Annotated in this window: 16 protein-coding genes and 1 pseudogene; 7 read left to right on the top strand and 10 right to left on the bottom strand. The window is 69.8% G+C overall.

What is annotated here, in order from left to right:
- Positions 1–29: 29 nt before the first annotated feature.
- From ASF45_RS05085 to ASF45_RS05060, 6 genes are all read right to left on the bottom strand, one after another.
- Positions 30–2,153, bottom strand: a complete 2,124-nt coding sequence (locus ASF45_RS05085; RefSeq protein WP_056657942.1) for a TonB-dependent siderophore receptor — start codon at positions 2,151–2,153, stop codon at positions 30–32.
- A 20-nt stretch (positions 2,154–2,173) separates the two neighbouring features.
- Positions 2,174–4,294 (bottom strand): TonB-dependent siderophore receptor, encoded by a 2,121-nt coding sequence (locus ASF45_RS05080; protein ID WP_235580807.1) that lies wholly within the window; start codon positions 4,292–4,294, stop codon positions 2,174–2,176.
- Positions 4,295–4,373: 79 nt separating this feature from the next.
- Positions 4,374–4,559 carry a hypothetical protein gene (locus tag ASF45_RS05075; RefSeq protein WP_056658126.1) on the bottom strand — a complete coding sequence of 62 codons (186 nt, stop codon included), beginning with the start codon at positions 4,557–4,559 and terminating at the stop codon, positions 4,374–4,376.
- A complete protein-coding gene (locus ASF45_RS05070) occupies positions 4,559–5,692 on the bottom strand; it encodes a PepSY domain-containing protein (protein WP_056657937.1) in 1,134 nt (377 codons plus the stop codon). Before ASF45_RS05070 ends, ASF45_RS05075 begins: the two co-directional genes overlap by 1 nt.
- 13 nt (positions 5,693–5,705) lie before the next feature.
- The gene (locus tag ASF45_RS05065; protein ID WP_056657935.1) at positions 5,706–7,952 is read right to left on the bottom strand and encodes a TonB-dependent siderophore receptor; all 2,247 of its coding nucleotides are present in this window, start codon (positions 7,950–7,952) and stop codon (positions 5,706–5,708) included.
- A 160-nt stretch (positions 7,953–8,112) separates the two neighbouring features.
- On the bottom strand, positions 8,113–8,532 hold the full coding sequence (locus tag ASF45_RS05060; protein ID WP_056657933.1) for a universal stress protein: 420 nt from the start codon (positions 8,530–8,532) through the stop codon (positions 8,113–8,115).
- Positions 8,533–8,652: 120 nt separating this feature from the next.
- Here ASF45_RS05060 and ASF45_RS05055 point away from each other — a divergent pair, with 120 nt between their 5' ends.
- A complete protein-coding gene (locus ASF45_RS05055; protein WP_056657928.1) occupies positions 8,653–9,228 on the top strand; it encodes a DNA-3-methyladenine glycosylase I in 576 nt (191 codons plus the stop codon).
- A gap of 19 nt (positions 9,229–9,247) precedes the next feature.
- Here the strand turns inward: ASF45_RS05055 and ASF45_RS05050 are convergent, their stop codons facing one another.
- Positions 9,248–11,551, bottom strand: coding sequence for an FdhF/YdeP family oxidoreductase (locus ASF45_RS05050; protein ID WP_056657926.1), 2,304 nt, complete (start codon positions 11,549–11,551; stop codon positions 9,248–9,250).
- A 301-nt stretch (positions 11,552–11,852) separates the two neighbouring features.
- Between ASF45_RS05050 and ASF45_RS05045 the strand changes: the two are divergent.
- The 4 genes and pseudogenes from ASF45_RS05045 to ASF45_RS05030 all read left to right on the top strand — a co-directional run bounded on the left by ASF45_RS05045 (position 11,853) and on the right by ASF45_RS05030 (position 14,898).
- Positions 11,853–12,674: pseudogene (locus tag ASF45_RS05045) on the top strand (alpha/beta fold hydrolase).
- 34 nt (positions 12,675–12,708) lie between these two features.
- Positions 12,709–13,857, top strand: a complete 1,149-nt coding sequence (locus ASF45_RS05040) for an FAD binding domain-containing protein (protein ID WP_056657923.1) — start codon at positions 12,709–12,711, stop codon at positions 13,855–13,857.
- Positions 13,858–13,922: 65 nt separating this feature from the next.
- Positions 13,923–14,417 (top strand): chloride channel protein, encoded by a 495-nt coding sequence (locus tag ASF45_RS35055; RefSeq protein ID WP_056657920.1) that lies wholly within the window; start codon positions 13,923–13,925, stop codon positions 14,415–14,417.
- Between the two features lie 154 nt (positions 14,418–14,571).
- Positions 14,572–14,898 carry an N-acetyltransferase gene (locus ASF45_RS05030; RefSeq protein WP_235580806.1) on the top strand — a complete coding sequence of 109 codons (327 nt, stop codon included), beginning with the start codon at positions 14,572–14,574 and terminating at the stop codon, positions 14,896–14,898.
- A gap of 66 nt (positions 14,899–14,964) precedes the next feature.
- Here ASF45_RS05030 and ASF45_RS05025 read toward each other — a convergent pair whose 3' ends face one another.
- Complete coding sequence (locus ASF45_RS05025; RefSeq protein ID WP_056657914.1) at positions 14,965–15,522, bottom strand: Dps family protein; 558 nt, start codon at positions 15,520–15,522, stop codon at positions 14,965–14,967.
- Between ASF45_RS05025 and ASF45_RS35050 the strand changes: the two genes are divergently transcribed.
- On the top strand, positions 15,521–16,090 hold the full coding sequence (locus ASF45_RS35050) for a hypothetical protein (RefSeq protein WP_156472853.1): 570 nt from the start codon (positions 15,521–15,523) through the stop codon (positions 16,088–16,090). The two genes, ASF45_RS05025 and ASF45_RS35050, sit on opposite strands and share 2 nt — an antisense overlap.
- An 89-nt stretch (positions 16,091–16,179) precedes the next feature.
- On the opposite strand, the gene ASF45_RS05020 is transcribed toward ASF45_RS35050, so the two are convergent.
- Both ASF45_RS05020 and ASF45_RS05015 read right to left on the bottom strand, forming a co-directional pair.
- Positions 16,180–18,675: an ATP-binding protein gene (locus ASF45_RS05020; protein ID WP_056657912.1), complete on the bottom strand. Its 2,496-nt coding sequence runs from the start codon at positions 18,673–18,675 to the stop codon at positions 16,180–16,182.
- A 209-nt stretch (positions 18,676–18,884) separates the two neighbouring features.
- Complete coding sequence (locus tag ASF45_RS05015; protein WP_162243959.1) at positions 18,885–19,247, bottom strand: response regulator; 363 nt, start codon at positions 19,245–19,247, stop codon at positions 18,885–18,887.
- A gap of 151 nt (positions 19,248–19,398) precedes the next feature.
- Here ASF45_RS05015 and ASF45_RS05010 point away from each other — a divergent pair, with 151 nt between their 5' ends.
- Positions 19,399–20,136 (top strand): response regulator, encoded by a 738-nt coding sequence (locus ASF45_RS05010; RefSeq protein WP_056657907.1) that lies wholly within the window; start codon positions 19,399–19,401, stop codon positions 20,134–20,136.
- The last annotated feature ends 4 nt before the right edge of the window (positions 20,137–20,140 follow it).

The following is a 20,140-nucleotide window of genomic DNA, read 5'->3' as shown; positions in this document are numbered from 1 at the left end:
GTTCAAGGCTTCAGGTTGGAAAAGGGGTCTCACCAGCTGTAGCACACCGTCAACGTGGCATTGCGCTCGTCGCCGTAGAAGCAGGCATAGGTGCAGTCGGCCAGGTAGTTCTTGTCGGCCAGGTTCTTCACGTTCAACGCGAAGCGCCAGGGGCCGGTCTCGTAGCGCAGCGCGGCGTCGACCAGCGTGAAGGCCGGCACGTTGAGCCCGGCCACGCTGCTGGCCTGGGCGCCCACGCGCCGCACGCCCAGTCCAGCCGACAGGCCCGGCAGGGCCGCGAAGCGGTGATCGACCCAGACGGAAGCCGTGTTGCGCGGAACCGAGGTCGGCCGCGTGCCCAGGTTGGCGGTGTTGCTCTTGGTCACGCGTGCGTCGATCGCACCCAGCGCGGCCGTCACGTCCCACTGCCTGCTCAGGCTGGCGCGCGCTTCCAGCTCGAATCCCCTGGAGCGGATCTCCCCGGTCTGGATCGAGAAGCCCGGATGGTCCGGATCGCCGGTCGAGACATTGGTCTGCGTGAGTTCGTAGACCGCGGCAGTGACCAGCAGGTTGGTGCCCCGCGGTTCGTACTTCAGGCCCAGTTCGTGCTGCGTGCCCTCGGTCGGTTTGAAGGCCCGGCCGAAGTAGTCCACGCCGGAGGCCGGCTGGAACGAGCGCGTGTAGCTGTAGTACGGCGCCAGGCCGTTGTCGAAGTGGTACAGCAGGCCGGCCCGCGGCGTGAAGGCGTGCGACCTCTCGTCCGTGGCCGAGGCTGCGCCGTTGGCCAGGACGGTGCTGCCCTCGTTGTGCGCCTTGTCGTAGCGCGCGCCGAGCAGCGCGACCCAGCCCGCGCCGAGCTTGATCTGGTCCTGCAGGTACAGGCCCAGCTGCCGCGCCGACGTCGACGACCGCGACCCAGCGGCAGCCAGGTTCACGCTGTTGCCGTAGACCGGGTTGTACAGGTCCAGCGCGGTCACGGTACCGGTGCGCTGCGCGCGCCTGAAATCGCGGTCGCTGAAGTCCAGACCCGCCAGCAGCAGATGGTCCAGCGGACCGGTGCGCAAGCGGCCCTGCAGCTGGTTGTCCAGGCTCCAGCCCTTGTCGGTGTCATAGCGCACAGTCGGGTCGCGCTTCACCGTGCGCAGGCCGGTCGCGGCATCGGCACGGCTAGCGATCGAGGCGTAGGCGTTGTCGGCCGTGTAGTCGAACACCAGCAGGTTCTGCTTGAGCGTCCAGTCCTCGTTCAGCCGGTGCTCCAGCAGCCAGCCGGCGGTCTTGCCTTCGGTGTCGAAGTGGTCGAAGCCCGGCTCGCCCACGAACAGATCCCGCACGATGCGCCCGTTGGGGTTGGGCAGCAGCGTGCCGTCGTAGGGCTTGCCGTAGTCGTACTGGCTCTTGCCCCGGTTGTAGCCGGCCAGCAAGGTGATGTCGGTGTCGGGCGTGAGCTTCCAGGCCACCGCGATGTTGAGCAGCCGGCGGTCGTCGGCCAGCTGTGGGACCATGGCGTCGGCATTGCGCGCGAGCGCCGTGATGCGGTAGCCCACGCGGCCGTCCTCGGTCAGCGGGCCGGCCAGGTCGACAGCGGCCTGGCGCCGGCCCCAGCTGCCGGCCTGCAACTCGACCTCGCGCAGCGGCGTGGCCGTGGGCCGCTTGCTCACGAGGTTGATGATGCCGCCCGGCGCGGTCTGGCCGTACAGGATCGAGGCCGGGCCCTTGAGCAGCTCGACGCGTTCGAAGGCGTACAGCTCCATCGCGCCGGACAGCGAGTTGATCGGGAACTTGCTGCCGTTCAGGTACAGCGGCGCCTGGCCCGTCACGTTGAAACCGCGCACCGTGAAGCTCGTCGAGATGCGGCGCTGCGAGCCACCGGACAACGGCGTGATGCCGGCCGAGTAGCCGAAGGCCTGGTCCAGCGAGTCGGCCGCCTGGGCCTCGACCTGCTCGCGCGTGACCACGGTGATGGACTGCGGCGTCTCGACCAGGGCCGTGTCGGTCTTGGTGCCCGTGGCGCTGCGCTTGGCCACGAAGCCCCTGGCCGGGCCGCTGGCGGTCTCGCCCTCGGCCGTGACCTTCACCTCGGGCAGGCTGGCGCCGGTCTGGGCCCAGGCCGGGCATGCCATCCAGCAGGCCAGTGCCAGGGAGGTCCTGCGATGGCGAAAGAGCTTGTTCGTCATTCGCTTCTCCGTCCATCCCCTCACAGGTTCACCTGCACCGACGCCGCCACCGTGCGCGGCTTGCCCACGTAGTTGCCGCTCAGCCAGTAGGCCTTGTTGGCCAGGTTGTTCACGCCGAGCCGCAACACCCAGGGTTTGCCGGCTGCCCGCAGCTGGTAGCGCAGGCCAGCGTCCAGCAGCGTGAAGCCGGGCACGCTGTCGGTGTTGTCGGCATTGATCTGCTGCCGACCGGTGTAGGAAATGCCGCCGGTCAGGGTGAGCCCCGGCACGGCCGCCAGGTCGTACTCGGCATAGAGCTTGGCGATGCGCTCGGCCACGTTGGCAGGCGTCTTGCCTTCGAGCGCCGGGTTGACAGCGTTCTCTTCCATCCTCGCGTCCATCAGCGTCAGGCCGCCCCACAGCGAAAGCTGCCGCGTCGCCCGCCCGCTGGCCGTGATCTCCAGTCCCTGGTGCACCTGGCGCCCGTCCTGCACGTAGACGGGCGCTGCCGCAACACGCGCGTCGGTGTATTGCAGGCCTTTGTCGATGCGGAACAGCGCACCGGTCAGCAACATGCCGCCCAGCTCGGCCTTGGCCCCGAGCTCGACCTGCTCGCTCATGAGCGGCGCCATCACGGCACCGGCGTTGACCAGGGCCACGCCGTTGAACACCAGCGGCGCGGTGCCGCCCTTCTCCATGCTTTCCATGTAGCTGGCGTACAGCGTCAGCGCCGGCCGCGGCTTGAATAGCACGGCCACAGACGGCGTGGCGCGGCTGTCGCTGTAGGGCGCCTCCTGGATCCGCGCCCTGGTCAGCCCGAGCAGCGCCGACCAGCGCTCGCCGAAGGTGAGCTGGTCGCCCAGCACGAAGTTGTCGAAGCGCGAGCGTGGCCCTCGAACCTTGTCTCCGGCCGGCACCAGGCCCGGATCGGCGAACTGCGCCGGCGCGCCGACGTTCATGAGGCCGGAGGTCAGCGTGGCCCAGCCGCCCGCGGAGCTGCGGAAGTTGGTGCGCGTGTCGCGGTCGCCGAACCAGCCCAGCGTGAACTTGTGCTGGATGCCGCCCGTGCGCAGCGTGTGGTCGAACAGCGCGAAGCCGCCCAGGGCGTCCACGTCCGGGTACTCCCAGGCACTGCCCTGCACGCGGTAGCTGCCGCCGGGGCCGGCGGCAAAGGTGTTGTTGACGACCACGAGGTCGATCGTCGACTGGTGCCGGGCCAGGCCTGCGCGCAAGGCCGAGTCGGCGCCGAGCCGCCAGTTCAGCCGGGCACCGAGGCGGTCCTGCGTCGTGACCGTGCTCGTGAAGGCCTGGCCGTAGAAGCGCTCGGGATCGGGGGCACGCGGATACAGCACGCCGGCATCGGCCGCCCAGTAAGGTTCGGTGCCGCGCATGCGGTAGTGGCTGCGCGACGCCTCGAACTGAAGCTGCACCTGGTCCGTGAGATTCCAGTCCAGTGCGGCGCTCACGAGGCCGCGCCGGATCGACTGGTGGTTCGTGGCGGTGTCGCCGTTCTGGCCGACCACGTTCAAGCGGTAGGCGAAACGGCCCTCGCCATCCAGGCGGCCGCCCAGATCGGCGTGCAGGCGCAGGTTGCTGCCCTCGGTGATGCCGGCCGTGATCTGGCGCAGCGGCTGGTACGTGGGTCGCTTGACCACATAGTTGACGGTTCCCCCCACATTGCCCGAGCCGTACAGAAAGCCGGACAGCCCGGTCAGCACCTCGACGCGCTCTTTGTCCTCCAGGTCCAGGTTGACATAGCTCGTGGTGTTGGGAATCCCGTCGATGCGCCGGGTGGAACCGACGCTGAAGCCGCGCAGGGTCAGGCTCGTGAAGAAGCGCGACTGCGGCCCCGTCACCTGGACCACGGGGTTGTAGCGGAACACGTCTTCCGGTTTGCTTGCCTGCAGGTTCTCGATCAGTTCCCTGGGCGTCACGCTGATGGAGAACGGGGTATCCAGCAGGTCCACGTCGCCGAGCGGACCGAGCTGGCGCACCTTGCCCGGTCGGTAACCCTGGGCGGCACCCTCGCGCTCGGTCTCGGCACTGACCTTGACCTCGGGCAGCGCCGCGGTCTGGGCCAGCGCGCCACCAGAACAGGCTATCAGGCAGGCCCAGCCCAACATCGTGCGGCGATGGCCGCGGAATCGACAGTCGTGCGACATGAAAAGCTCCCTCCAGAAATGGGTTCGGAGCAAGACACGTGGCGGCGGCTGCGGGCTTGCGTGGTGATGAAAAGAAAAACTAGGGTCGGCGGTCCTTGGGCGGTCCCCACCAGTGCCAGGCGGCCAGCAGCAGCGGCAGGCCCAGGCCGGCCCAGGCCCACCAGTCGCCCCAACCATCGGCCACCAGCGCGCTGACCAGGCCCGTGCCGCTGGCCAGGCCGACCACGAGCGGCCAGCCCCACAGGTGCCAGAACGCGCGGCGCATCAGGCGCGGGCCCTGGCGGTGGCCGCGCTGGCCTGGCGCGCCGGCGCGCGCTTGCGCCACCACAGCACGAGGCCGGTGGCGAGCACGACGATGGTCGCCACATCCAGCAGCGCCCACAGGATCTGCATGGGCAGGCCGCCGTAGTCGCCGAAGTGCAGCGGCTGCGAGACCAGCAGCGTCTTGAGGTACCAGGGTAGCTCCCGGCTGTCGGTCACCCGGCTCGTCGCGGCGTCGACCAGCACGGGCTTGAGCAGCCTGGCCGTGACATGCTCGCCGCCGCGCAGGAACACGCCGTAGTGGTGCGGGCTCGCGAAGCTGGTGCCCGGGAAGGCCACGAAGGCCACCTTCATGCCGCGCTCGTGCGCGAGCGCGGCGGCCACCGCCCCCTGCAGCGAGCCCGGCGAGGCCAGCGGTGGCTTGCCCTTGTAGGGCGCGAGCATGGCCGCGACCTCGGTGGACTGGTAGTACTTGACCAGCAGGTCGGCCCAGGCGTTGATGACGCCCGTGGCGCCGACCACCGTGAACCAGACCAGCGTGACGATGCCCACCAGGTTGTGCAGGTCCAGCCACTTGGCGCGCGTGCTGCGTTCGCGCCGGATCTCGCCGAAGCGCAGCTTGCGCATGAAGGGCGCGTACAGCACCGCGCCGGACACCAGCGAGGCCAGCAGCAGCACGCCCATGAGCCCCAGGAACAGCATGCCGGGCAGGCCCATGAACAGATCGATGTGCAGCGATCGCATGACGTACATGAAGCCGCTGTCCAGCGAGGGCTCGCCGAGCGGCTGGCCGGTGCGCGCATCGACGGCCACCTGCTTGAAGCCAGCCTTGGCGTCGGGCGTGGGCGCCAGCGTGACGTACCAGACGCGTTCGTCGTCCTCCTCCTGCGAGGCGAACATGCCCTGCAGTGTGGGATGCCGCGCGATGGCCGTGCGCAGCACGGCGTCCAGGTCGGCACGCGGCGTGTTCGCCGGCATCTCAGCCGCCTCGATCTCCGTGCCGAGCAGGTGGCCGATCTCGTGGTGGAAGATCAGCGGCAGGCCGGTGATGCACAGCAGCAGCATGAACACCGTGCAGACCAGGCTGGACCACTTGTGGGTCCAGGTCCAGGCACGGATGGCGCGGGTGCTGAGCATCGGGGCCGCCGGATCAGAAGTCGACCGAGGCGCTCAACATGAAGGTGCGCGGGGCACCGACGACGAGGTAGCCGGAGCCCGGATAACCGCCGGTGGAGGCCCAGTAGTTCTTGTCGAACAGGTTGTCGACCCGGGCACGCAGCGTCAGGGCCTTGCCCTGCACTTCCATCAGATAGCGTGCGCCGACGTCCAGGCGTGTCCAGGACGGGGCTTGCAGCGTGTTGACTGCATTGGCGTAGCTGCTGCCGGTGTAGACCACGCGACCGTCGACCGCCAGACCGCGCACGCCCGGTACATCGAGCTCGGCGCCGATGCTGGCCTGCGTCTTGGGAACACCGATCACGCGCTTGCCATCGGTCGTCGACGAACCGGTGGAACGCTGCTTGGCATCCAGCCACGTCAAGCCACCCAGCACACGCAGTCCGCGCATGGCTTCGCCGTACATGGTGAGTTCCACGCCCTGGTGGCGGTCCTTGCCGGCGGCGGAGAACACCGCAGTGTTGCCAGTGACCGTGGTGACCGCGCGGGGCCTGTCGATGCTGAACAACGCCACCCCGCCGCCAAAGCGGCCGCCATCGAACTTCAGGCCGATCTCCTTTTGTTTGGAGACATAGGGCGGCAGGTCCTCGCCGGAATTCGTGACGGGCACATTGCCCAGAACTGTCGCCGGAGCGGAGTCCCCCTTGACCAGGCCTTCGATGTAGTTCGCGTATGCCGAGAACTGTGGCGTGATCTTGAACACCAGACCTGCCACAGGGCTGGTGCGGCTCTTGTCGTATTCCTTCCGTACGCCACCGGGTTGGGTGACGACGCCGTTGTCGACGATGCGGTAGCTGACATCCTCCACCTTCATCTTCTGATGCCTCAGCCCCAACGTCAGCAGCAGCCGTTCATCCATGAGCGACACGGTGTCGCCGATCGCAAAACTCTGCAGCTTCGTCGCGCCGTTGTATGCCGGGTCGGAGAGGTCGTTGCCCAGATAGGTCAGCGCGGGCTGCGCATACGCAACCGGGTTGTACAGGTTGGTTGCGAGTGTGCTGCCCCGGCCCAGCGCATAGGCGTTGTCCTTCTTGAGCTGGAAGGCCGAGATGGACGCCACGACTTCGTGGCCCACGGAGCCTGTGCGGAACTTGCCACGCAGACCGAGCTCGCCGGTATCGACACGGTCCTCCCGCGCGTTGTCGAAACGGCTCGTCGTGCCGGCGCCGGTGGCAGCGTTGGCAAGCGTGAGGTTGGCGAGCGAATTCGCTTCTTCACTGCGGCGCAAACCGTAGGCGGCCCAGGCCGTGAGATTGGAATTGAGATCGACCTCCGCCCGGAAGGTCCCGAACCAATCCTTCTCGTTCGAATAAGACCACGGTTGCGCATAGTTGGCGCTGGCGTCCGGCGCTGCCGGGATGGAAGTCAGGGCCGCACCAACCGCCACATTGGTCCGCGTGCGCTTGAGCCGGTTGTCCTGCCATCCGATATCGCCCGACAGACGTACATCGCGGCTGCGCCAGTCCATGCCCAAAGCGAGCAAACCCAGCTTGCTGTGTTCGTCATCCACCGCCGTGTCGCCCCCGCGGTAGGCGGCATTCAGACGGATGCCGGTCGCGCCATCCGGACCGAAGCGGCGCGCGATGTCGGTCGAGACGCTGGCCTGCCCACCGCTGCCCACGCCGACCGTGACACGCGACAGCGGCTCATTGGGCGCCCGCTTGGGCAGCAGGTTGATGGCTCCGCCCAGGCTGCCGTTGGGTGCCGCACCGGTCAGAAAAGCCGAGGCGCCGCGCAAGACCTCCACCCGCTCGAACAGTTCGGTCGCGATGTACTGGCGCGGCATCAGGCTGTACAGACCGTTGTAGGCCGTGTCGTCCGAGTTCAGGATGAAGCCGCGCACGAAGTAGGCTTCCTGGAAGTTGCCGAAGCCGCGCGCCGTGCGCACGGTCGGGTCGCTCTGCAGCACCTCGCCGACGCTCCTGGCCTGGCGGTCCTGGATCAGTTCGTTGGTGTAGCTCGTGATGGAGAACGGCGTCTCCATGTTGTCGCGCGTGCCCAAAATGCCGGCACGCCCGCCGCGCGCCACCTGGCCGCCCGCATAGGACGGCGACAGACCTTCGGCCGAGGCATCGGCGCTGGCATTGACCGTGACGGTGGACAGCGACTTCTCGCCCGCGGCCGGCGCGGCTTGCGCCCAGACGGCGTGCGACAGGCACAGGGCCAGGGGCGTCAACGCGCAGCCGGCAACGGCGCGCAGGGAGGAGGAACGGACAGGCATGCGAGCTCACCCAAAGAGGGATGTGGTGGGCTGGCTTGGCACATGGCGTCATGTGGACGCATGCCTGGCTGGCGGGGGACGGCGAGTTTACGCCGGCCCCTGCGAGCAGAGACGAAATCGTTGCGCATTGGCAACGATTCCGTGGGGTGTGAGAACCGTTTCAGCGCAGCAGCAGCACCGGCACCTTGCACTGGCTGAGCACCTTGGTGGCGACCGAACCCATGATCAGATTGCCGAGCGCGCCATGGCCGTGGCTGCCCAGGGCCAGCAGGTCGTAGCCGCCCTTCTCGGCGGTTTGCGCCAGCTCGTGCGCGGGGTGGCCCACCTTGAACTCGAACTGGGCGCTGATGCCCTTTTGCGCGAAGAAGGCCTTCACGGGCTCGAGCACCTTGTCGGCCTCTTCCTGGTAATAGCCCTTGACCACGTCGGCATTCACGTAGGAAGCCGCGCGCTTGGGCAGTTCCAGCACCACGGTCAGCACCGTGTACTCGTTGCCGGCGGCCAGCAGCTGGTGCTGGGCGAGATAGGTCAGCATGCGCTGGGTCTGTTCGCTGCCGTCGACGGCGATCAGGATCTTCATGGCTCGATCTCCTGGTGGTTCTGATCGGACCAGTATCTGCCCAAGGCCGCCGGCAGGCCTTGATCTCCCTCAAGACAGCAGGCAAAAGCAACGCACGCGGCCCGGCACAATGCCGCTCCGATGAACACCGCCACGACCCTGCCCCGCTGCACCTGGTGCGGCACCGACGCGCTGTACCAGCACTACCACGACACCGAGTGGGGCGTGCCCCAGCGCGATGCGCGCATGCTCTGGGAGATGCTGATGCTGGAGGGCTTCCAGGCCGGGCTGTCGTGGATCACGATCCTGCGAAAACGCGAGGGCTTCCGCCGGGCCTTCGCGGACTTCGACCCCCGGCAGGTGGCGCGCTTCGGTGCCGCCGATGTCGAGCGCCTGGTGGCCGACCCGGGCATCGTGCGCGCCCGCGCCAAGATCGAGGCCACCATCGCGGGCGCAAAGATCTACAACGCGATGATGGCCGCTGGCGAGGACTTCGCCGACTACTGCTGGGCCTTCAGCGGCGGCCAGGTGCTGCGCGGCGACGGCGTGCACTTCGCCACGTCCACGCCACTGTCCGAGACTATTTCCAGGGACCTCAAGAAGCGCGGCTTCAAGTTCGTCGGCCCGACCATCGTCCACGCCTGGATGCAGGCCATCGGCATGGTGGACGACCACGCCGCGCATTGCTTCAAGTTCGCCGGCGCGCCACCGGGCTGACACGCATGCGGGCACCACTTCAGGCGCTGCGCCGCAACAGCACCGGGATCGACTTCGAGGTTGGCGTACCAGATCCATCCGCCCTGCTTCCCAGCGGCACCAGCGGATTGGTCTCGGGGTAATAGGCCGCGATGCACCCGCGCGGGATGTCGTAGGCCACCAGCAGGAAGCGGTCGGCGCGGCGCTCCACGCCGTCGCCCCAGACGCCGACCAGGTCCACCCACTCGCCGGCGTCCAAGCCCAGCATGCGCAGGTCCTCCGCATGCACGAACACCACGCGCCGCTGGCCGAACACGCCGCGGTAGCGGTCGTTCAGGCCGTAGATGGTGGTGTTGTACTGGTCGTGCGAGCGCATGGTCATCAGCACCATCAGGCGCTCGCCGTGCAGCACACGGGCGCGGGCGATGGGCGTGTCGGTCTCGATGGGCGACACCACGAACTGCGCCTTGCCGCTGGCCGTGGACCAGCGCCGCTCGCGGGCCGGCGTGTCCAGATGGAAGCCGCCCGGCACGGCCACGCGCGCATTGAAATCGGCGAAGCCCGGCAGCGCCTGCGCAATCGCATCGCGGATGCGGGCGTAGTCGGCCGCCAGCCATTGCCAGTCCACCGGATGCGACCCGAGCGTGGCCTGCGCGATGCCGGCGACGATGGCGGTCTCCGAGCGCAGCTGCTCCGACGCCGGGGCGTTGATGCCGTAGGACAGGTGCACCATGCACACCGAATCCTCCACCGTCACGCCCTGCGCCACGCCGCCCTGCAGGTCGATCTCGGTGCGGCCCAGCGTCGGCAGGATCAGCGCGTCGCGGCCGTGGATCAAATGGCTGCGGTTGAGCTTGGTGGCCACATGCACCGTGAGGTCGCAGGCGCGCAGGGCCTCCCAGGTCACGGCGGAGTCGGGGCTGGCCATGGCGAAGTTGCCGCCCAGCCCGAAGAACACCTTCACGCGCCCGTCGCGCATGGCCTCGATGGTCTGCACCACGTCCAAACCCGGGGCCTGCGGCGGGTGGAAGCCGAAGGTCCGCTCCAGCCGGTCGAGGAAGGCCTGGCTGGGCAGGTTCTCGATGCCCATGGTGCGGTTGCCCTGCACGTTGGAATGCCCGCGCACCGGCAGCAGGCCAGCGCCGCGGCGGCCGATGTTGCCGCGCATCATCATGAGGTTGGACAGCGTCTGCACGGACGCCACCGAATTCTTGTGCTGCGTGAGGCCCATGCCCCAGGTGCAGACGACGGCACGGCCGCGGATGTAGATCTCCGCCAGGTGCGCGATCTCCTCGCGCGTCACGCCGCTGGCCTGCTCCAGCACCTCCCATGATTCGGCGCGCAGATCTGCGGCGAAGGCGTCGAAGCCCGCGCAGTCCGAGGCGATGAAGGCGGTGTCGAGGATGCGCTCTGCGCCCTGCTCCCGGGCCGCGTCGTCGCGCTCCATCACGCGCTTGGCCACACCCTTGATCAGCGCCTGGTCGCCGCCCAGGCGCGGCCGCACGAACACCGAGGCGATGTCGGTGCTGCCCATGGTCAGCATCTCGGTGGGGCTCTGCGGGCTGGTGAAGCGCTCCAGCCCGCGCTCGCGCAGTGGGTTGATGGCCACGATGGTCACGCCGCGTTTGGCGCATTCGCGCAGCTCGCCCAACATGCGCGGGTGGTTGGTGGCCGGGTTCTGGCCGAACAGCAGCAGCGTGTCGCAGTGCTGCAGGTCGTCCAGCGTCACCGTGGCCTTTCCCACGCCCACCGTCACGGGCAAGCCACGGCTGGTGGACTCGTGGCACATGTTCGAGCAGTCGGGAAAGTTGTTGGTGCCGTAGGCCCGCACGAACAGCTGGTAGAGGAACGAAGCCTCGTTGCTGGCCCGCCCCGAGGTGTAGAAGGCTGCGGCGTCGGGCGAGGGCAGCGCCTGCAGGTGCTGCGCCACCAGCGCATAGGCCGCCTCCCAGCCGATGGGGCGGTAAGTGTCGGTGGCGGCGTCGTAGACCATCGGCTCGGTCAGGCGGCCATGCTCCTCGAGTTCGTAGTCCGACTGCGCCAGCAGCTGCGTGACCGAGTGGGCGGCGAACAGCGCCGGCGTGGCCCGCTTGCCCGTGGCCTCTGCCGCCACCGCCTTGGCGCCGTTCTCGCAGAACTCGAAGGTGGAGGTGTGCACGCGGTCGGGCCAGGCGCAGCCGGGGCAGTCGAAGCCCTCGGGCTGGTTCTGCCGGAACAGCGTGCGGTACTTCGCGCCCGGAACCTGCTCCTTCACCAGCGAGACGGCCACCTGGCGCAGCGCGCCCCAGCCCCCGGCGGCATGGGTGTAAGGCGCGATCTTGGGCGTGGGTTCGGTGGGTGGCATGCGGGGTTCCTGGTGGCGGGTGGTGGTGCCCGGCGGATGGGGTGCGGGCCGGTGCAGGCATGGTCGCGCGGGCGGTGTGCGGGCCGATTGCAGGCGCAGCACCGATTGCTACGGCTGCAATCCGCGCGATTGCGGCTGCATTGCGGGCCGGGCCCAGGGCAACGGCGCCGCAATGCCCGGCCACCACAGTGGACCCCACGCATTCGACAGCATGCGTCGCGGCCCACCCACCGCCTGGTGCGCAGGCCGCGCAGCAAGCCCCGATCCACCCTTCGACCCACCACCGCACCAAGGAAACACCATGCCGACCATGACCATGCAAGACGGCACCGAGATCTACTACAAGGACTGGGGCAGCGGCACGCCCGTGGTCTTCAGCCACGGCTGGCCGCTGAGCGCCGACGCGTTCGAGGACCAGATGTTCTACCTGGCCGCACGCGGCTACCGCTGCATCGCGCACGACCGGCGCGGCCACGGCCGCTCCAGCCAGCCCTGGACCGGCAACGACATGGACACCTACGCCGATGACCTGGCCACACTGGTCACCAGGCTGGACCTGCAGGGCGCGATGCACGTGGGCCATTCCACGGGTGGCGGCGAGGTGGCGCGCTACATCGGCCGGCACGGCACGGCGCGTGTCGCCAAGGTGGTGCTGGTCGGTGCCGTGCCGCCGGTCATGCTCAAGAGCGCCACCAACCCGGGCGGCCTGCCGATGGAGGCGTTCGACAGCATCCGCGCTGGTGTGCTGAAGGACCGCTCGCAGTTCTGGCTGGACCTGAGCCTGCCCTTCTAAGGCTACAACCGCCCGGGTGCGGCCAAGTCCGACGCGGTGCGCCAGGCGTTCTGGCGGCAGGGCATGCAGGCCGGCTTTCCGGCCGCGTACTTCTGCATCAAGGCCTTCTCCGAGACCGACATGACCGAAGACCTCAAGCGCATCGACGTGCCCACCCTGGTGCTGCATGGCGACGACGACCAGATCGTGCCGATGGCCGCCTCTGCCCTGCGCACGGTGGAACTGGTGAAGAACGCCACGCTGAAGGTCTACGCCGGCGCGCCGCACGGCCTGTGCACCACGCGCAAGGACGAGGTCAGCGCCGATCTGCTCAGGTTCTTCAGCGCATGAGCCGCCAGCTTCATCCCTTGCAGCGGAGGCGGCCATGAAAGACACCGCGCCGCCCCGCGCGCTGGTCATCGGCGGCTCGCTGGCCGGCCTGTTCACCGCCACCGCCCTGCGCGCCATCGGCTGGCGTGTCGACGTGTTCGAACGCTCGCCCAGCATGCTGGACAGCCGCGGCGGCGGCATCGTTCTACAGCCCGACGTGGTGCAGGCCTTCCGGTTCGCGGGCATCGCACATGCGGGCGCGCTCGGCGTGCGCTCGGGCGACCGCATTTTCCTGGACCGCCATGGCCAGGTGCTCCAGCGCATGGCCATGCCGCAGACGCAGACCTCGTGGAGCCTGGTGCACGGCACGCTCGCACGCGCGCTGCCCGAGGACACCGTCCACCGGGGCGAAACCCTGGAAGGCTTCGAAACGCAAGGCCACACCGTCACCGCGCGCTTCGCCAGCGGGCGCGTGGCGCAAGGCGACCTGCTCGTGGGCGCCGATGGCCCACTGTCGACCGTGCGCGCCACCCTGCTGCCGCAGCTGGCGCCCACCTACGCCGGCTACACGGCCTGGCGTGGCCTGCTGCCCGAGCGTGCGCTGCCCGACCGGTCCTCTGACCAACTGACCGGCAGCTTCGCGTTCCAGGACGGTCCGGACTTCCAGTTCCTGGCCTACCTGGTGCCGGGGCCCGACGAGAGCACCACCCCCGGCCAGCGCCGCTGGAACTGGGTCTGGCACCGCCGGCTGGACGCCGGTGCGCCCCTGGACGCCGCCATGACCGACATCCACGGCCGGCGCCGCGCCTACTCCGTGCCGCCCGGCGCGCTGCGCCCGCAGGTCGCGCAGGACCTGCGCGACGCGGCCCGTGCGCACCTTGCGCCCTCGTTCGCCGACATGGTGACCGCCACCGAGGAGCCCTTCGCCCAGGCCATCACCGACCTGCGCGTGCCGTGGATGGTCTTCGGCCGCACCGTCGTGCTGGGGGACGCGGCCTTCATCCCGCGCCCGCACACGGCCGGCGGTGCGGCCAAGGCGGCCGCCGACGCGATGGCGCTGGCGCAGGCCCTGCGGGCCTCGTCGAACATCGACCAGGCGCTCGCCGGCTGGAACCGCGCGCAGATGCGCGTGGGCACCGCGATGTGCGACCGGGGCATCGCGCTGGGCAACAGCATCGTCGGACTGGGCGGCGCGCAGCGGTGACGGGCCGGGGCGCGACCAGGCCGGTGGCCCCCCATGGCGGCACCGGCACGCCGCCAGCCCGGCGCATGGCCGCGCTCTGGTGCTGGGCGGCGGTGGCCGGCGCCCTGGCGGCTGCGGCGCCGGTCGTCTTCCACTGGCTGGTGCAGCAGGCCGAGCTGCTCGCCAACGGCCGCGGCGGCGGGCTGGAAGCCGTGGCCGGCGCCCCGCCCCCGTGGCGCCGCGTCGTGGTCTGCACGCTGGGCGGGCTGCTCGCCGGCCTGCTGTTCACCCCGTCGCTGTTCCTCGGTGCGGCGGCGGGCAACCTGCTGGCGCAGTGGGCCGCGCTGTGGCTCCCGACGGCGTGGGTGGGCGACCCACGCACGCTCAGCGTCATCGGCATGGCCTCCGTGCTGACGGCGGTGACGCATGCGCCGCTGATGGCCATCGTGATGGTGCTGGAGATGACGCAGCAATTCCAGCTCACCGTGCCCGTCATGCTGGCCTGCGGCGTGGCCTATGCGGTCAGCACGCGGTGCGGGGCGCGGCCTTTGTACGGGAACCCGATCGAGCTGTCGCGGTGATCGCCGGGCGCAGTGGGCGGGGGGCCAGGAGCAGGCCCGCCCAGGGGCCCCAGCAGGCGCCTCCGCCGATGCAGGCGGCTCTCGTCACTGGATGACTCCAGGCTCTCCCTCGCATCCTCTGGTACGGCAGGCCGGAGTGGCGGACGTCGCCGCCATGTTCAAGGTGCGCACATCGGTCCGGGGGAACACGCTGACCCGCGACGAATCGGCCAGTCTCGGCATCACGCCGGAAGCCATCGCGCAATCCTCCCGCAGCGCGGTGGACCTGGAGGACGCCTGCCTGTTCGCAGCCTTCGTGCTGCCCGAACATGCGGGCCAGGGCCTGGGTCGACGGCTTGTGCAAGCCGCCGAAGCGGCATTGTTCGCGCGGCATCCGGCCGCCTGGCTGGAGACCGGCGCCGCAAGCCGCGCCACGGGCTTCTACCGGCGCCTTGGGTGGGCATTCGACGCCGACGCAGGGGCAGCGACGTCCGGCTGGTAAAACGGCGCCGCTGACCACGCGGGCCGCGGCGCCCTCCGGACGCGTCGGACGCGCCCCGGCTGCGCCTCAATGCCCGCTGGAATCGCCCGGCCGCACCGCCTCGAACAGGAACCAGGTGCGCCGCTCGGTCTCGTCGATCCAGTTCTCGATCAGGCTGGCGGTGGCGATGTCCTGGGCCTCGTCGCACACGGTGTGCGCGGCGCGCAGGCGGGCGGCCAGCGTCTTGTTGTCCTCGCACAGCTCGGCCAGCATGTCCGAGGGCTCGACGAAGTCGGCGTCGTTGTCCAGGATGCGCTGGTTGCGGGCGATGTGGCCGATGGAGCGCAGCGTGGTGCCCCCCACCTTGCGCACGCGCTCGGCGATGGCGTCGGTCATCGCGAAAATCTGGTCCGACTGCTCGTCCAGCATCACGTGGTAGTCACGGAAGTGCGGGCCGCTCATGTGCCAGTGGAAGTTCTTGGTCTTGAGGTACAGCGCGAACACGTCGGCCAGCACGCCGTTCATGGCCGCCGCGATGTCGCGCGTGGCGGTGGCCTGCAGGTCGGTGGGGGTGCGCAGCACCGCGCCCTGGTGGGGCTTGGCGGCGTTGGCATCGGCGGTGTGGGAGCGGGTGAGCGTGGTCATGGTGCACTTCCTCGTGGGGGTTGAAAAGTTCCTGTCGCGCAGTGAACTGTCCGTGCCGGGCGTTGCCGGGGCATTGCAGGGCGAAGCGGGGCCAATACGGGTGAAGCCCGTGGTGGTTTCAGCTGCAATGCGAAGGCTGGGGGGGCCAAGCAGGCCGGGCGCGGCACCCGCAACAGTCCCTCCGCCCGGACCGGTCCGCCGCGGCCCGCGCAGCAGACCGCCGCGCCGCTTCGCGAGACAGCTCGACGAACTGCAGAGCCGCGCGGACGGAACACTGCGGAACATTCCGTGCAGTCTCGGGTTCGGTGCCTGGACGGCGGATACCTCGGCGCTGTCGAACGCGTCTCTGATGGATGTCCTCACGGGCAACGCCGAACGCATCTTCGATTGCCCGGGCGATGGATACATCAACAAGGTCGGTCCGCCGATCGAGGTCCATCTCGCGCCGATGCCCGGAACCTTGGTGGTGATGGCCCCTGCGCTGCTCGCCCTTCTGGCGGTGCGCAGAGGCCGCAGGCCGGTCGGGCGTGTCGGGCGCGGGCGGCCATGCGCGGCGGCGCTTCGGTGAATTGGCGGGCAGCGGCAGCGCGGGCGGCGGACCTGGGGTGATAGGCCCGATGGCGCACGTGTCTGCGCCTGCGTCAGCCGGGCACCGCTTCAACGCCCGTCCGCAAGAATCCCCGCCAGCACCTCCGCCAACGCCTGCAACGCCAGCGGCTTGTGCAGCACCCCCCGCACCCCGCCCGCCAGCACCCGCTGCTCCGTCGCCGCGCCCAGGTTGCCGCTCATCAGCAGCACCGGCAGCCCCGGCCGGATGGCCAGCAGGCGCTCCGCCAGGGCGTCGCCCTGCAGGCCGGGCAGGGCCAGGTCGGTGACGACGGCGTCGAAGCGCTGGGGCGCGGCTTCGAAGGCGGCCAGCGCGGCCTCGGCGGTGGTGTAGCCCACAGGCTCGTAGCCCAGGCCGGCCAGCAGTTCCTCGGCCAGGTCCAGCAGCGCGCGCTCGTCGTCGATGACCATGATGGTCTGGCCCGCACCGGTGGGCCAGTCGGCCGGGGCGACGGCGGCGGACACCTCCACCTCGCCACACACGGGCAGCCACACGCTCACCAGCGTGCCGTGGGGTTCACGGCCCCGCACGTCGATGGCACCGCCCAGATCGGAGACGATGCCGTGCACCACCGACAGGCCCAGCCCTGTGCCCTCGCCCACTTTCTTGGTGGTGAAGAAGGGGTCGAACATGCGCGCCATGACGTCGGGCTGGATGCCGGGGCCGGTGTCGCCCACCGACAGGCGCAGGTAGGGTCCGGGCTGCAGCTGCCCGTGCAGCAGCGCGCGGTCCTCGGCCAGCTCCACACGGACCAGGCGGATGTCCACCGTGCCCGCGTCACCCATGGCCTGCACGGCGTTGGTGCACAGGTTCATCGCCACCTGGTAGAGCTGGGTGGGGTCGCCGACCACCGCGGCGGTGCTGGACGCGAGCTGCGTCTGCACGTGCAAGCCGGCGGGGAGCGAGGGCGAGAGCATGGCCACGACCTCCTCCACCACGCCCTGCAGGTTCACCGGCACGCGCTCGGCCACGCTGTTGCGGCTGAAGTCGAGGATGCGCCGCACCAGCAGCCGCGCACGTGCGCCGGACTGCATCACCTGGTCGATGTGGCGGCGGATGGGCGTGCCGGGCTCGGCGCGCTGCTGGGCCATCTCGCCGAAGCCCAGGATGGCGCCCAGGATGTTGTTGAAGTCGTGCGCGATGCCGCCGGCCAGCGTGCCCAGCGCCTCCAGCTTCTGCGTCTGCTGCAGCCGGGCGTCGAGCAGCGCGCGCTCTTCGGCGGCGCGGCGGCGCTCGCTGACGTCGACGGCCGAGCTGAACACGCGCACGGGTTGGCCTGCGGCATCGACCACGCGGCGACCCCGCGCATGGATCCACCGCCACTCGCCGCCCTGGGCCTGCACGCGGTAGTCCATCTCGATGGCCGGGGTGCGGCCCTCCAGGTGGTCGCGGATGCCCTGGCGCACCGCCTCCGTGTCCTCGGGGTGGATGGCGACGTGGCGCAGCAGGGCGTCGGCGCTGGCCAGGCGCACAGCCGGGTCCACCCCGTGCAGCGCGGCCCAGCGCTCGGACGGGAACACGGCGCCATCGGCCAGGTGCCATTCGATGTGCCCTTCGTTGGCGGCCTCCATCACCATGGCGTAGCGCTCCTCGCTGGCGCGCAGGGCGGCCTCGCCGCGTTCGAGCCGGCGCATCTGGCGCAGCAGCCCGGCGATGGTGACCAGCACCAGCAGCGACAGCAGCACGGTGCGCACCACAGCGCTGCGCATCTCGTCGACCCAGGGCAGCAGGGCCTGCTGCTCGTCGCGCGTGATGGCCAGTACCAGTGGCTGCTGGCCCACGCCCACCGCCGCCACCAGCTTGGTGCGCCCGTCCATGGGGCTGGTGCTGCGGTCGATCAGCTGCCCGCCCTTGAGCGCCACCAGCTCGGGGTACTTGACGCGGCCTTCCAGCTCGGCGGCCGGCGGCTGGCGCGCCACCAGCGTGCCGTCGGCCAGGGTCAGCACGAGGGAGCTGCGTTCGCCCAGGTCCAGCGCGGTGTAGGCGGTCTGCAGTTGCTGCAGGGTGACGATGGCGGTGACGACACCGTCGAAGGCGCCGCTGGGGCCGTCGAGGCGGCGCGACAGCACCAGCGCGGGGATGCGTTCGGTGCGGGTGACGATGGGCTCGTTGATGAACAGGCCCTCCTGTGCCCGCTCGCGCTGGCGCTGGAAGTACGGCCGGTCGGCCACGTTGGCCATGGGCTCGCCGGTTTCGCGCGAGCGGGCCAGCTGCTGGCCACGGGCGTCCACGATGCTCAGCACGCTGACCTGCGACACGCCGGCGGCGCGCGTGGCCAGCCCGCTGGCGATCCCCATGGGGTCGCGTGGCGCGTCGGGCTCCTCGTACCAGTCGGCCGTCTCGCGCAGCAGCACGTCCACCGCCTCCAGGCTGCGCGCGGCCTCGGCGCCCAGGGCCTTGGCCAGGTTGCCTAGTTCGCGCTCGTTGGCCGACGTGATCTGCTGGTGCAGGCGCCAGCCGTCGTAGGCGGCCGAGCCGATGAAGGCGAGGATCAGGGCCGCGCCGAGGGCGATGGTGCGCAGGCGCAGGGCGTCGCGGCGTTGCATGTCAGGAGACCCTGGAAATGCTTGAACTCCAGCGTTGTGTGGGGGTCGCTGTCGTCCGCCCGGACAACGACGACGCAGAAGGACCGCGATGGCGTGCTCTGTGCAGCGAAATCAAGGTAGAGCCACGGGCCGCCTGCGGCCCGGTGCGGAGGACATTCGCAGAGCAGAGTAGCCGTCGGCGTGGGCCCGCGCGGCACCAGCCAGCCCGGTCATGCAGCCGCGCCGATCGCGTCCGCCACTGCCGCCAGCAGCTCATCGCGCGCACACGGCTTGGCCACCAGCGCGCTCACGCCCAATGCGCGTGCTTGTGCAGCGTCGGCACCCAGCGTGCGGCTCATCTGCGTGGAGATGCCGATCAGCGCTGCGCCCGGGTAGATGGTTCTGACAAGTCGCACGGCCTCGGCCCCTTGGGTGGGTAGGTTGAGAAGATCGACGATGACCAGGTCGATGCCGGGCTCCACGGCCGCACCGCGCGCGCTGCGGCCCTGCACCCGGTAGTCCTCGGCCTGCAGCCATTCGCAGAACAACGCGCGCATGGCCACGTCCTGTTCGATCACCACGATTGTCGACATCATCCCATCCACCGAGCCGTGCGGCACCCATTGCCGCTGCCTTGCATTGGCGCATGGGCAGATGCCGCGATGATGTCGGGCGGAGCCGGCATATTTCAGTTGAAATCAAGTCCTCACCGCTCCGTAGCAAACCCCCACTAGCCTCCACCGCATGGCACACACCTCGGCACCCCACATTCTTGTCGTCGACGACGACCCGGCCATGCGCGCATTGATGGGCGAGTACCTGGAAGAAAACGAGCTGCGCGTCTCCACCGCAGCCTCGGGTGCCGAGATGGCCCGCGTGCTGCAGGACCAGATCATCGACCTGGTGATCCTGGACCTGCGCCTGTCCGGCGAGGACGGCATGCAGCTGGCGCGCGAGCTGCGGGCCACCACGAAGATCCCGGTCATCATCGTCACCGGCAAGCGCGACGAGGCCGACCGCGTGATGGGCCTGGAGATCGCCGCCGACGACTACATGACCAAGCCTTTCAGCAACCGCGAGCTGCTGGCGCGCATCCGTGCGGTGCTGCGGCGCTGCCAGGCCAGCAGCGAGGCGCCGGCGCCCGGCCGTCCATCGCAGCGCCGGGCCTACCGCTTTGCCGGCTGGGAGCTGAACCTGCTGGCGCGCCGCCTCACGGCGCCGCAGGGCCACCGCGTCGAGCTGAGCAACGGCGAGTTCAACCTGCTGCTGGCGCTGTGCGAGGCGCCGCAGCGCGCGCTCACGCGCGACCAGCTGCTGGAGCTGTCGCGCCTGCACGGTGCGGAGGTGTACGACCGCTCCATCGACGTGCAGATCCTGCGGCTGCGCCGCAAGATCGAGGTGGACGCCTCGGCGCCGCAGTTCATCCGCACGGAGCGCGGCGTGGGCTACCTGTTCGACGCCCAGGTCGAGGCGCTGAACTGAGGAA

The organism is Pseudorhodoferax sp. Leaf265 (assembly GCF_001422365.1).
Lineage (GTDB): Bacteria > Pseudomonadota > Gammaproteobacteria > Burkholderiales > Burkholderiaceae_C > Pseudorhodoferax.
The sequence above is the reverse complement of the archived record's forward strand: the minus strand, read 5'-3'. Positions and strand labels throughout refer to the sequence as shown.